Origin of the sequence: Streptomyces sp. TLI_146, assembly GCF_002846415.1 — a bacterium.
Taxonomy (GTDB): Bacteria; Actinomycetota; Actinomycetes; order Streptomycetales; family Streptomycetaceae; genus Streptomyces.
Window position 1 is genome coordinate 135,655 of sequence record NZ_PJMX01000002.1, and the last position, 13,744, is coordinate 149,398.

Below are 13,744 nucleotides of genomic sequence, written 5' to 3' on the forward strand. Positions count from 1 at the left end.
GGAAGACGCTGTTCCCGTGGTCATCGGGTCCTCACTGTCCAAGCTCGTTGTCGATGAAGCTGAAGATGTCGTCGTCGGAGGCGGCGGCGAGCTGGTCCTCGACCTCCAGGCGGGCCCCGGCGGCCGACGGCTCGTCGGACACCTCCTCCAGGAGGCGCCGCAGCCGGGCCGCGACCAGGGCGCGGGCCGCGGCGTCGTCGGCGAGGGCGCTGCCCGCCAGCGCCTCCTGGAGCCGGTCGAGTTCGGCGTCCAGCGACACCGGCGCCTGCTCCGGGAGCAGCTCGGCGCGCAGGAACGCCGCGATGGCCGCCGGGGTGGGGTGGTTGAAGACGAGGGTCGCCGGGAGCTTCAGCCCGGTCGCCGCCCCCAGCCGGTTGCGCAGGGTCACGGCGGCCAGCGAGTCGAAGCCGAGCTCCTGCAGCGGGCGCAGGGCGTCCACCGCCTCGCTGTCGCTGTGCCCGAGCACCACGGCGGACTCGGCGCGCACCAGGTCGCTCAGCGCCCGCTCCTGGTCGGCCGGGGAGAGCTGGGCCAGCCGCTCGGTGAGGTCCTGCGCGGCGCCCGTGGAGGCGGCGGTGTCCGGCCCGGCGTCGCTCAGCGCCCGTACGGCCTCGGGCAGTTCGGCCAGCAGCGGGCTGCTCCGTACGGCGGTGAAGGCGGGTGCGAACCGCTCCCAGTCCACGTCGGCCACGACCAGGGTGTCCTCGTCGCGGGCCAGGGCGTCGACGAGCGCGCCGACGGCCTGCCGCGAGGAGAGCGGGGCCAGGCCCCGTCGGCGCAGCTGCGCCAGGCGCTCCTCCTCGGCCTCCGCGTCGTCCAGGCCCGCGCCCGCGTCCGCCCACGGCCCCCAGGCCACGGACAGGGCGGGCAGTCCGCGTCCGCGCCGCCGGGCGGCGAGCGCGTCCAGGTGGGCGTTGGCGGCCCCGTAGGCGCCCTGGGTGGCGCTGCCCCACACTCCGGCGAGCGAGGAGAACAGCACGAACGCCTCCAGCTCGGCGTGGGACAGCAGGTCGTCCAGGTGGGTGGCGCCCAGGGTCCGGGTGCGCAGGGCGTGCTCCAGGCCGTCCGGGCCGAGGTCGCCGAGCGTGGCCGCGTCCAGCTCGCCCGCCGTGTGGACGACGGCGGTCAGCGGGGCGTCGGCGGGCACCGAGGCCAGCAGCGCGGCCAGCGCGTCGCGGTCGGCCACGTCGCAGACCGCGATGCTCACCCGCACCCCGGCGGCCGCGAACTCGGCCTCCAGGGCGACCTGCTGCGCCGGGTCCGGCTCGCTCTGGGCGGTCAGCAGCAGGTGGTCGGCGCCCAGTTCGGCCAGGCGGCGCGCGGTGTGCGCGCCGATGCCGCGGGTGCCGCCGGTCACCAGGACCGTGCCGTGCGGCTTCCAGGCGGGCCGCACCGCGGCCGCGGCCAGCGGGGCGCGCACCAGTCGGCGGGCCAGCGTCCCGGCGCCGCGCACCGCGAGCTGGTCCTCGTCCGCGCCGCCGGCCACCGCCGCGGCCAGCCGGGCCAGCGCCCGGCCGTCCGGGTCGGCGGGCAGGTCGACGAGTCCGCCCCAGCGGTCGGGGTGCTCCACCGCGGCCGTCCGGCCCAGCGCCCACACCTGGGCCTGCGCGGGGGCGGTGGGCAGGTCGGTGCCCGCGGTGGTGACGGCGCCCTGGGTGACGGCCCACAGCGGGGCCGGGGTGTCGGCCAGCGCCTGGAGGAGCAGCAGGGTGGCCGCGGTGCCCGTGGTGAGCGCCTCACGTCCGCCGAACGGCGTCTCGTCGAGGGCCAGCAAGGACACCACACCGGCCGGTGCCTGCCCGGCCGACTCGCCGATCCTGCGGGCGAGTTCGCCGCGGTCCCAGGCGGCGTCGACGTCCAGGCGCGCCACCTCGGCGCCCTGGAGCTCCAGGGCCCTGGCCGTACGGTCGGCGAGCGCGGCCGCCTGCGCGTGACCCTGCGGGGCCACAAGGAGCCAGGTCCCCGAGAGCGGGGCCGGGGTGGCTTCGGCCACCGGCCGCCAGGCGGCCTTGTAGCGCCAGGCGTCGGCCGCCGAGCGGGCCGCCCGGCCCTTGCGCCAGTCGGCCAGCGCGGGCAGCACCGCGCCCAGCTGCTCCCCGTCGGCCAGGCCCAGAGTGGCCGCGAGGGCGGTGAGGTCGTGGTTCTCCACGGCCTCCCAGAAGCCGGCCTCCACCGCGTCCGCGGCCTGCGTGGGAGCGGCCGCGGCCTCCACCCAGTAGCGCTTGCGCTGGAAGGGGTAGGTGGGCAGGTCCACCCGGCGCGGGCGGGCGGGCAGCGGCCAGCGCACCGGCAGACCCCGCACCCAGGCCTCGGCGAGCGAGGTGTTCAGCCGCACCGGGCCGCCCTCGCCTCGGCGCAGGGTGGCCAGCACCAGGGCCTCGCCCTGCGCCGCGTCGGCGATCTCCTCGACGGCGGCGGCGAGCACCGGGTGCGCGCTCATCTCGATGAACGTGGTGTGCCCGGCGTCCAGCAGGGCCTGCACGGCGGGCGCGAAGGAGACGGGGCGGCGGCAGTTCTCGTACCAGTACTCGGCGCCCAGCTCACTGCCGTCCAGGACGGCGCCGGTGACGGTGGAGTACTGCGGCAGGTCCGCCTTCCTCGGGACGACGAAGTCGAGCGCGGACAGGAGCTGTTCGCGCAGGGGCTCCACCTTGGGGCTGTGCGAGGCGACCGTGGAGGGCACGATCCTGGCCCGGACGCCTTCGGCGGTGAGCGCCGCGACGAGCTCGTCGAGCGCGTCGTTGTCACCGGCGACGGTGAGGGCGGTGGGCCCGTTGACGCCCGCGATCCACAGCCGGCCGTCGTAGGGGGCCAGGTGCGGGGCGAGGGCGTCCTCGGTGATCTGGAGGGAGGCGACGGCGCCGTGCCCGGTCAGCTCGTCCGCGAAGATCCGCGAGCGGACGACGACGATCCGGGCCGCGTCCTCAAGGGTGAGGGCGCCCGACAGGTGGGCGGCGGCGATCTCGCCCTGGGAGTGGCCGACGACGGCGTCGGGGTGGATGCCGTGGGCCTGCCACACCGCCGCCAGCGCGACGTTGACGGCGAACAGGACCGGCTGGAGCACCTCGATGCGCTCCAGCGACGGGGCCTCGGGCCCGCCGCGCAGCACGTCCTCGACGCGCCACGGCACGTACCTCTCGATCACGGCCGCGCAGGCGGCCAGCCGGTCGGCGAAGACCGGGGTGGAGTCGAGCAGGTCCACCGCCATGCCCTGCCACTGCGAGCCCTGGCCGGGCAGCACGAACACGGTGCGGCCCCACTCGCGGGCCGTGCCGGTGACCACCTGCGGCGCCGACTCGCCGCGCGCCAGGACGTCCAGGCCGTCCCCGATCACCGCGGCCCGCTGGGGCAGCGCCGCACGGGTGGTGGCCAGCGCGTGCGCCACATCGGCGCGGCGCAGCTCCGGGCGCAGCGCCAGGTGCGCGGCCAGCTGGCGGGCCTGCTCGCGCAGTGCGGCCGGGGTCGCGGCGGACAGCGTCAGCGGCGTCCGGGACGCCTCGGCCTCGTCCGGTTCGCCGTCCGCGGCGGCCGCGGGCTCGTCCGGGGCCTGCTCCAGGATGACGTGCGCGTTGGTGCCGCTGATGCCGAAGGAGGAGACGCCCGCGCGGCGCGGCCGTCCGGTCTCGGGCCACTGCCGGGTCTCGGCCAGCAGCTCCACCGCGCCCGCGTCCCAGTCGACGATCCGCGAGGGCGTCTCGGCGTGCAGCGTGGAGGGCAGCACCCCGTGCTGGAGCGCCTGCACCATCTTGATGACGGAGGCGGCGCCGGCGGCGGCCTGGGTGTGGCCGATGTTCGACTTCACCGAGCCCAGCCACAGCGGGTCCTCGCCCGAGCGCTCCTGACCGTACGTCGCCTGCAGCGCCTGCGCCTCGATCGGATCGCCGAGCGGGGTGCCGGTGCCGTGCGCCTCCACCGCGTCGACGTCGGCCGGGGTGAGCCGGGCACTGGCGAGCGCGGCCTTGATGACGCGCTGCTGGGAGGGCCCGTTGGGGGCGGTGAGCCCGTTGGAGGCGCCGTCCTGGTTGACGGCGGAGCCGCGTACGACCGCGAGGACGTTGTGGCCCAGGCGCCGGGCGTCGGACAGCCGCTCCACGAGCAGCATGCCCGCGCCCTCGGCCCAGCCGGTGCCGTCGGCGTCCGCCGAGAACGACCGCGAGCGGCCGGTCGGCGACAGCGCCCGCTGGCGGGAGAACTCGATGAAGGTGAACGGCGACGACAGCACGGTCACGCCGCCCGCCAGGGCCAGCGAGCACTCGCCCGAACGCAGCGCCTGGATCGCCAGGTGCAGCGCCACCAGCGACGAGGAGCACGCGGTGTCCACCGACACGGCCGGGCCCTCGAAGCCGAAGGTGTACGAGATGCGGCCCGAGCTGACACTGCCGGTGTTGCCGGTGCCCAGATAGCCTTCCAGGTCGCCGGGCATCTCCGGGAGCCGGCTCACGTAGTCGTGGTACATGACGCCGGTGAACACCCCGGTGTCGCTGCCGCGCAGCGCCGCCGGGTCGATCCCGGCGCGCTCCAGGGCCTCCCAGGAGGTCTCCAGGAGCAGCCGCTGCTGCGGGTCCATGGCGAGGGCCTCGCGCGGCGAGATACCGAAGAACTCGGCGTCGAAGTCGGCCACGTCGTGCAGGAACCCGCCCTCGCGGGTGTACGAGGTGCCGGGGCGGTCCGGGTCCGGGTCGAACAGGTTCGCCACGTCCCAGCCCCGGTCGGCCGGGAACTCGGAGATCGCGTCGGTGCGGCCCATGACGAGCTGCCACAGGTCCTCGGGCGAGCGCACCCCGCCCGGGTAGCGGCAGGCCATGCCGACGATGGCGATCGGGTCGTCGGCGTCGCGCGCGGCGGGTGCCGCGGCGGGCCGGGCGGCCGGGGCCGGGGCCTGCGACGCCTGGAGCTCCTGGAGGAGGTGGTCGGCGACGGCGGTGGCCGACGGGTAGTCGAAGACCAGCGTCGCGGGCAGCCGCAGGCCGGTCGCCTTGCCGAGCCGGTTGCGCAGTTCGACGGCGGTCAGCGAGTCCAGGCCCAGGTCCTTGAAGCCGCGCCGGGCGTCGACGCTCGCGGCGCCCTCGAAGCTGAGTACGGCGGCGATCTGGCCGCGTACCAGCTCCAGCAGGATGTCGTGCTGCTCGGCGGCGCTCCGCCCGGCCAGCTGCTGGGCGAGCGGGGTCGCGGTGGCGGTGGTGGCCGCCCGGCGGGCCGGGATACGCACCAACGACCGCATCAGGTACGGGAGTTCGTCGCCCAGCGCGCGCAGCGCGCCCGTGTCGAGCGCCACCGGCACGGCGACCGCCGAGTCCAGGGCGAGGGAGGCGTCGAACAGGGCCAGGCCCTGCTCGGGGGCGATCTCGCGCATACCGGCGCGGGCCAGGCGGGCCTGGTCGGCGGCGCCGAGCTGGGCGGCCATGCCGCCCTGGGCCCAGGGGCCCCAGGCGAGTGAGGTGGCCGTGAGGCCCTGGGCGCGGCGGTGGGTGGCGAGCGCGTCCAGGAAGGCGTTGCCGGCCGCGTAACTGCCCTGGCCCGCCGTGCCGTAGGTACCGGCGACGGAGGAGAACAGGACGAACGCCTTGAGGTCCAGGTGGGCGGTGGCCTCGTGCAGGTGCCAGGCGGCGTCGGCCTTGGGCCGCAGCACGTCGGACACCCGCTGCGGGGTCAGCGCGCCGAAGACGCCGTCGTCCACCACGCCCGCCGCGTGCACCACGGCCTGAAGGGGATGGGCCGCCGGGATCGCGGCCAGCGTCTGCTTCAGGGCCGCCGGGTCGCTCACGTCGCACGCGGCGAACGTGGCCTCGGCGCCGAGCGCGGCCAGCTCCGCCGCCAGCTCGGCGGCCCCCGGCGCCTGCCCGCCGCGACGGCTGGTCAGCAGCAGGCGGCGCACGCCGTGTTCGGCGACGAGGTGGCGGGCGACGAGGACGCCCAGGGCGCCGGTGGCGCCGGAGAGCAGGACGGTGCCCTGCGGGTCCCAGGCCACCGGCTCCTCCTGCGCCGCGGCGCGCTGAAGCCGCGGGGCGAGCAACTTGCCCTCGCGTACGGCGAGTTGGGGCTCTCCCGAAGCGACGGCGGCGGCCAGTACGGCGGCCGGGTCGGCGGCACTGTCCTCGTCGAGGTCGACCAGCACGATCCGGCCCGGGTTCTCGGTCTGGGCCGAGCGCAGCAGACCCCACACCGCGGCGCCCGCCAGATCGGCCACATCCTCGCCGTCGGCGGCCGCGAGAGCCCGGTGGGTGACGGCGACCAGCCGGGCGTCGGCCGTACGCTCCTCGGCCAGCCACTCCTGGACGGCCGCCAGGGCGCGATGGGTCAGCTCGTGCACCGACTGCGGGGCCCGCGACCCGGGTTCGGCGGTGAAGCGCACCGCCGCCGCCGAGCCTTCGCGGATGTCCGCGAGCGCGTCGCCGACCTCGGCGTACGCGGGCACGTCCTGCGTGCCCGTCGCGCTCACCGGCACCCAGCCGAGGGTGAACAGCGCGTCGCGCAGGCCCGGGGCGGCCCCGGCGAGCTGACCGGCGTCGGCGGGCCGCAGCGACAGCGACTCCACCGTCGCGACCGGCTGACCGGCGACGTCGGCCACGGCCAGCGACACCGAGCCGGGCCCGGTGGGGGCGAGCCGGATACGGGCGGTGGGGGCGCCGGTGGCGTGCAGCCGTACGCCGGTGAAGGCGAAGGGGAGCCGGGTCTCGCCCGGGGTGGCGGCGAGCGCGCCCAGTTCGATGGCGTGCAGCGCCGCGTCGAGCAGCGCGGGGTGCAGACCGTACCGTGCGGCCTCCTCGCCCTGGGCTTCGTCGAGGGCGACTTCGGCGAAGACCTCGTCGCCGCGCCGCCAGACGGCCTTGAGGCCCTGGAACGCCGGACCGTACTCGAAGCCCTTGCGGGCCAGCGTCTCGTACCAGCCGTCCAGTTCCACCGGCTCGGCGCCGGACGGCGGCCACACCACCAGCTCCGCCCCCTCGGCGGGAGCGGTGTCGTCGGCGAGCACACCCGTGGCGTGCCGGGTCCACTCCTGGCCCGCCTCGCCGCCGAGCGCGTCCTCGCCGGACAGCGCCCCGGCCGCGTCGGCGTCCGGGCGCGAGTGGATGCGCAGCGCGCGCCGCCCCTCGGCGTCCGGGGCGTCGACGACCAACTGCACCTGGCGCCCGCCGGTCGCGGGCAGCACGAGCGGCGCCTCAAGGGTCAGCTCCTCCACCGCCGCGAGGCCGGTCTCCGCGGCGGCCCGGGCGGCGAGTTCGACCAGTCCGGTGCCGGGGAACAGGACGGTGCCCAGGACCGCGTGGTCGTTCAGCCACGGCTGGTCGGTGAGCGACAGCCGCCCGCTGAGGACCACGCTGCCGGAGTCCGCCAGGGACATGGTCATGCCGAGCAGCGGGTGCCCGGCCGCCGCACCGGCCGAGTCGGCGTCGGAGGGCAGCCAGTACGGCTTGCGCTGGAAGGCGTACGTGGGCAGGCCGACCTTGCGCGCACCGCGTCCGGCGAACACCGCCTCCCAGTCCACGGCGAAGCCGCGCGCGTGGACGGCGCCCAACGCCTGTGCCAGAGCGGTGGTTTCGGCCCGGTCGCGGCGCAGCGAGGACACGAACGCGGCGTCCGCGCTGTCGCTGTCCGCGCCGAGAGCGGTGAGGACGGGGTCGGGCCCGAGCTCCAGGAAGGTCAGGACGCCCTCGGCCCGCAGGGTGGTGAGGGTGTCGTGGAAGCGGACGGCCTGGCGGATGTGGCGGAGCCAGTAGTCGGGGGTGGTGAGGTCGTCGCCGGAGGCGGTCCGCCCGGTGAGGTTGGAGACGACGGGGATCTGCGGCGTACGGAAGGTCAGACCGCTCAGGACCTTGCCGAAGTCGTCCAGCATCGGGTCCATGAGGGGCGAGTGGAAGGCGTGGCTGACCGTGAGACGACGAGTCTTGGCACCCTGCTCGGCCAGGACCGCGGCCGCCTCCACGACGGCTGCCTCGTCGCCGGAGATGACGACGGACGCGGGACCGTTGACGGCGGCGACGGCCACCCGGCCGCCGACGGTGGCCAGTGCCTCGGTGACCTGTTCCTCGGTGGCGCGGATGGAGATCATGGTGCCGCCGGTGGGGAGGTTGTTCATGAGGCGGGCGCGGGCGGCGATGAGGGTGGTGGCGTCGGGGAGGGTGAGGACACCGGCGACGTGGGCGGCGACGACTTCGCCGACGGAGTGTCCGGCGAGGTGGGTGGGGTTGAGGCCCCAGGCGGTGGTCTGGCGGTAGAGGGCGGTTTCCAGGGCGAACAGGGTGGTCTGGGTGAAGACCGTCTGGTCCAGGGCCTGGGCGTGGGGGGTTTCGGGTTCGGCGAACATGAGGTCGCGCAGGGAGGTGGCGTCGACCTCGGCGAGTTCGGTGGCGAGTTCGGCGTCGAGCAGGGCGAGGGTCTCGTCGAGCGCGTTACGGAAGGCGGGGTGGGTGGCGTAGAGCTCGCGTCCCATTCCGGGGCGCTGGCTGCCCTGACCGGTGAACAGCACCGCGAGCCCGCCACCGGTGGCCTGTCCGGTGACGAGGCGGGAGTCGTCCTCCCCGGCGGCCAGCGCCGCGAGCGCGGTCAGCAGCTCGTCACGGTCGGCGGCGGCGATGACCGCGCGGTGCTCCATGGCGTTACGGGTGGTGGCGAGGGAGTAGCCGACCTCCACCGGTCCGAGAGCGGGGCGCTCGGCCAGGAACTCGCCCAGGCGGGCGGCCTGTCCGCGCAGAGCCTCGGGGCTGCGGGCCGACACGACGACGGGCACGTCCGCCGATGCGGCAGCGGCGTCCGCTCCGGCCTCGCCGTCCGCCTCGACCCCTTCAGCGGCCTCGGTGCCGGCTTCGGCGGGGCTTTCGAGGAGTACGTGGGCGTTGGTGCCGCTGATGCCGAAGGAGGAGACACCGGCGCGGCGCGGCCGTCCGGTCCGCGGCCACTCGCGCGTCTCGTGGAGCAGCTCGACGGCACCGGCCTCCCAGTCGATGTACGGGGAGGGGTTCTGCGCGTGCAGCGTGGAGGGGAGGGTCTTGTGCTGCATGGCCATGACCATCTTGATGACGCCACCGACACCGGCTGCGGCCTGGGTGTGGCCCAGGTTCGACTTGAGCGAACCGAGCCACAGCGGCTCCTGGCCGTCGCGGCCCCGGCCGTAGGTGGCGAGCAGGGCGTCCGCTTCGATGGGGTCGCCGAGGCGGGTGCCGGTGCCGTGGGCCTCGACGGCGTCGACGTCGGCGGGGCTGAGCCGGGCGTCGGCGAGCGCGGCCTTGATGACGCGCTGCTGGGAGGGCCCGTTGGGGGCGGTCAGGCCGTTGGAGGCACCGTCCTGGTTCACCGCCGTGCCGCGTACGACCGCGAGGATGTCGTGGCCCAGGCGCTCAGCGTCCGAGAGCCGCTCGACGAGCAGCACACCCGCGCCTTCGGCCCAGCCGGTGCCGTCGGCGTCCGCCGAGAACGAGCGGCAGCGCCCGTCCTCGGACAGACCACCCTGGCGGGAGAACTCCACGAAGGTGCCGGGAGTCGACATGACGGTCACACCACCGGCCAGCGCCACATCGCACTCACCGCGCCGCAGCGCCTGCACCGCCAGATGCAGCGCCACCAGCGACGAGGAACAAGCGGTGTCCACCGTCACGGCCGGACCCTCGAAGCCGAACGAGTAGGAGACACGGCCCGACAGGACACTGCCGAGCGTGCCGGTGAGCCGGTGCCCGTCCACGCTCTCGACCGGCCGGTGCAGATGGGGGCCGTAGTCGTGGTACATCACCCCCGCGTAGACGCCGGTGTTGGAGCCGCGCAGGGCGGCCGGGTCGATCCCGGCCCGCTCGATGGCCTCCCAGGAGGTCTCCAGGAGCAGCCGTTGCTGCGGGTCCATGGCGAGGGCCTCGCGCGGCGAGATCCCGAAGAACTCCGCGTCGAACTCCGCCGCCTCGTGCAGGAACCCGCCCTGCCGCGTATACGACGTACCAGGCACCGAACGGTCCGGGTTGTAGATGCCCTCCACATCCCAGCCACGGTCCGAGGGGAACTCGGTGACGGCGTCCTCACCGGCGAGTACGAGGTTCCACAGGCCCTCGGGGGAGGCGACGCCGCCCGGGTAGCGGCAGGCCATGCCGACGATGGCGATCGGCTCGTGCTCGCGGGCCGTCAGCTCCCGGTTCTGCTGGCGCAGCCGGGCGGTTTCCTTCAACGAATCCCGAAGCGCCGCCACCACCGCATCGGCGGATGACGAGTCCTTCGCAGTGGACGCCATTGATCTGCCCTCCCTGTCGTGCGCGGGCTCTCGCCGAGCGCTTTCAAGATCCGTGTTCGTGTGATGTGTCGGGTTGCGGGCGGCCGGTGACGGACCGGCCGCGCGCGGAAGGCCCCGGACCCCGTGGCGTGGTGGCCGGGGTCCGGGGCCGGTCCGGGGCCGCCCGGGGCCCGGCGGTACCGGGCGGCCGGGGGCGCGGGGCGCCTCAGTAGGTGTAGAAGCCCCGGCCGGTCTTCTTGCCGAGGAGGCCGCCCTCGACCATGCGCAGCAGCAATGGCGGCGGCGCGTACAGCGGTTCCTTGTGCTCGGCGTAGAGCGATTCGGCGATGGCCACCGAGGTGTCCAGGCCGATCAGGTCGAGCAGGCGCAGCGGTCCCAGCGGGTGGGAACAGCCCTTGACCATGCCCTGGTCGACGACGTCGGCGGTGGCGAAGCCCTGGTCCACCATGCGGACGGCCGCCATGAGATACGGGAAGAGCAGGGCGTTGACGAGGAACCCGGCCCGGTCGGGGGTGCGGATCACGGTCTTGCCGAGGATGCCGCCGACCAGGTGCTCGGCGCGGTCCAGGGCGCTCTCCTCGGTGAGGACGGAGCCGACCAGCTCGACCAGCGGCAGCACCGGGACCGGGTTGAAGAAGTGGGTGCCGACGACCCGGCCGGGGTTCTGGGTGACGCTGGCGATGCGGACGACGGACAGCGAGGAGGTGTTGGTGGCGAGGACGGCCTCCTCGTCCTCCACGATCTTGTCGAGCATGGTGAACAGGTCGAGCTTGGTGGGCTCGTGCTCCACGACGGCCTCGATGACGACCTGCCGGTCGGCGAGGTCCTCCAGCGAGGTGGTGAAGGTGATCCGGCCGAGCACGGCGTCGCGTTCGGCCTCGCCGAGCCGGGCCTTGGCGACGGCGCGGTCCAGCGAGCCGGTGAGCCGGCGCAGGCCGCGCCCGCGGGAGTCGTCGGAGGAGACGGCGACGGTCACGTCGAGTCCGGCCTTGGCGGCGATCTCGGCGATCCCGGCGCCCATCTGGCCGCAGCCCACGACGCCGACGCGCCGGATGTCGGTGCCGGAGTGCGTCATGCCGCTTCCCCCTGCCAGGTGAGGAGGGTGGAGCCGGCCGCCATGCCGCCGCCGAACCCGGCGAGCAGCACGAGTTCGCCGCGGCGCAGCAGCCCGGCCCGGTTGGCCTCGTCGAGGGTGACCGCGATGGAGGCGGATCCGGTGTTGCCGTAGCGCTCCACCGTGCGGTGCACGGCGGCCTGGGTCAGCCCGGAGGCTTCGACGAGTTCACGCATCATGACTCCGTTGGCCTGGTGGGGGATGAAGTGGTCGACGTCGGCCAGCCGGTGGCCGGTGCGCTCGACGAGGCGCCGCAGCGCGGGGGGCACGTTCTCGTTGACGAAGGCGCGGACGGCCCGGCCCTCCATGCGGAAGTAGTGGGCGCCTTCGGCGACGGTCTCGGCGGAGGCGGGCAGCCGGCTGCCGCCCGCCTCGACGCGGATGAGGTGGTGGGCGCCGCCGCTGGTCGTCAGGTCGGTGTCGAGGATTCCGTACCCCTGCTCGGCCGCGCCGACGAGCGCGGCCCCGGCGCCGTCGCCGAACAGCGGCGCGGTGCGGCGGTCGGAGAGGTCCAGGATCCGCGAGTACACATCGGCGGCGATCACCAGGGCGCGGGCGCCGGGGCGCAGCGCGACCAGGCCCCGGGCGAGCTCCAGGGCGTGGACGAAGCCGCTGCACACGGCGTTGACGTCGAGGCAGGCCGCGCCGTAGGCGCCGAGGGCGTGCTGCACCAGGGCGGAGGTCGGCGGCTGCGGGGAGTCACCGGTGGAGGTGGACACGATCAGGTAGTCGACGTCCCCGGCGTCCAGGCCCGCGGCCTCCAGCGCCGCTGCTCCGGCCCGCGCTGCGAGGTCGGAGGTGGCCAGGTGCGGCGGCGCGTACCGCCGGCTCCTGATCTCCGTCTTGCGCTCGATCCACTCCGCGGTGACGCCGCAGCGGGCCGCCACCTCTTCGTTGCTGATTTCTTCCTTCGGTACGTAACTGCCGGTCGCGAGGATCGCTGCCGTGTTCGCCACCATCGGACCTCCTTCCGCGGTCGTGGGTCAGCCCGCCAGGACGCCGGCGGCGTCGGTCCGGAGCGGGTTGATGCGGTCCTCGCCGATGCGGGCGCGCAGCGCCGGATCGGTGATGCCGAGACCCGTCTCGGGGGCCAGGCACAGCACGCCGACCTTGCCGGTGTGCCGGTTGGTCTGGACGAGCCGGGCCGCCTCCCCGACCTCTTCGAGGGGGTGGACCGTGGACAGGACGGGGTTGAGCAGCCCGAGCTGGAACAGCCGGTTGCACTCCCACTGCTCCTGGAGGTTGGCGGCGTGGCTGCCGACGATGCGCTTGAGGTTGCCGCGCAGCGAGTGGTTGTCGTACTTGTGGTGGTAGCCGGTGCTGGAGCCGCAGGTGACGACGGTGCCGCCGCGCCGGGCCACGTGCACCGACAGGCCGAAGGTGGCCTCGCCGACGAAGTCGAAGACGATGTGCGGGTCCTCGCCCACCGCGTCGCGGATGGCGCGCCCGAGCCGGTCGCCGAGCTCGGCGGTGCGCTCGGGGGTGCGCGGCACCTCGCCTCCGATGCCGATCTCGTCGCGGTTGATCACCACGTCGCAGCCCAGCCGTCGCAGCAGCTTGGCCTTGGACTCGGAGCTGACCACCCCCACCGGGATGCCGCCGGCCTGCTTGACCAACTGCACGGCGAACGCGCCGAGTCCGCCGGTCGCGCCCCAGATGAGCACGACGTCGCCGAGCTTGACGCGGGCGCCGCGCTCGCTGATCAGCATCCGGTACGAGGTGGCCGCGGTCAGCATGTTGCCCGCGGCCTCCTCCCAGGTGAGGTGGGCGGGCTTGGGCAGCAGCTGGCTGGCGCGCACCACGGTGTAGTGGGCGAGGCTGCCGAAGTTGGTCTCGTAGCCCCAGATCCGCTGGTCGCCGCCGAGCATGGCGTCGGAGTGGCTGGCCGGCTCGTGGTCGTCGACCTGGACGCAGCTGGCCACCACGTGGTCGCCGGGCTTCCAGCGCCGTACGCCCGCACCCGCGCGGACGATGACGCCGGCCGCGTCCGAACCGACGACGTGGTAGGGCTGGTCGTGCCGCGCGGCCCAGCCGCCCAGCGAGGCGAAGCGCTTGAGGAACTTGAAGGTGGACACGGGGGCGTAGGTCGCCGACCACACCGTGTTGAAGTTGATCGAGCTGGCCATGACGGCCACCAGGACCTCGTCCGGGGCGAGTTCCGGCATCGGCACCCGGCCCACGTGGAGCGTGTCGCGTACATCGGGGTCCGGTGCGGCGAGGGCCCGGGCCTCGTCCTCGGCCCGCAGATGGGCGGCGAGGTAGTCGCTGGGCACCTGCTCGCGGGCCAGCTCCTCCGGACCGGCCCCGGCGAGCACCGCACTTGCCAATGAATCCATGACGTCCCTTTGGCTGAATGGTTTCCGCACGCCGCGTCGCGCACGCTGGGTCTGCAGGGGAAGGCCGGCGACACTGCCGGAACT

4 protein-coding genes are annotated in these 13,744 nt (G+C 74.9%); all 4 read right to left on the reverse strand.

Translation table 11 applies throughout. From position 1 onward, the window contains the following. Positions 1-31: 31 nt before the first annotated feature. A complete protein-coding gene (locus tag BX283_RS39560) occupies positions 32-10,210 on the reverse strand; it encodes a type I polyketide synthase (RefSeq protein ID WP_101393016.1) in 10,179 nt (3,392 codons plus the stop codon). A 205-nt stretch (positions 10,211-10,415) separates the two neighbouring features. Next, a complete protein-coding gene (locus BX283_RS39565; RefSeq protein WP_101393017.1) occupies positions 10,416-11,285 on the reverse strand; it encodes a 3-hydroxybutyryl-CoA dehydrogenase in 870 nt (289 codons plus the stop codon). Then, positions 11,282-12,283 (reverse strand): 3-oxoacyl-ACP synthase III family protein, encoded by a 1,002-nt coding sequence (locus BX283_RS39570; RefSeq protein WP_101393018.1) that lies wholly within the window; start codon positions 12,281-12,283, stop codon positions 11,282-11,284. The genes BX283_RS39565 and BX283_RS39570 overlap by 4 nt, the downstream gene beginning before the upstream one ends. A 24-nt stretch (positions 12,284-12,307) precedes the next feature. After that, positions 12,308-13,660 (reverse strand): crotonyl-CoA carboxylase/reductase, encoded by a 1,353-nt coding sequence (ccrA, locus tag BX283_RS39575; RefSeq protein WP_101393019.1) that lies wholly within the window; start codon positions 13,658-13,660, stop codon positions 12,308-12,310. Between the last annotated feature and the right edge of the window lie 84 nt (positions 13,661-13,744).

Bases quoted from the DNA above. Each gene is read 5' to 3' on its own strand.
- BX283_RS39560 (WP_101393016.1), bottom strand. From the start codon at position 10,210: ATGGCGTCCACTGCGAAGGACTCGTCATCCGCCGATGCGGTGGTGGCG.
- BX283_RS39565 (WP_101393017.1), bottom strand. From the start codon at position 11,285: ATGACGCACTCCGGCACCGACATCCGGCGCGTCGGCGTCGTGGGCTGC.
- BX283_RS39570 (WP_101393018.1), bottom strand. From the start codon at position 12,283: ATGGTGGCGAACACGGCAGCGATCCTCGCGACCGGCAGTTACGTACCG.
- ccrA (WP_101393019.1), bottom strand. From the start codon at position 13,660: ATGGATTCATTGGCAAGTGCGGTGCTCGCCGGGGCCGGTCCGGAGGAG.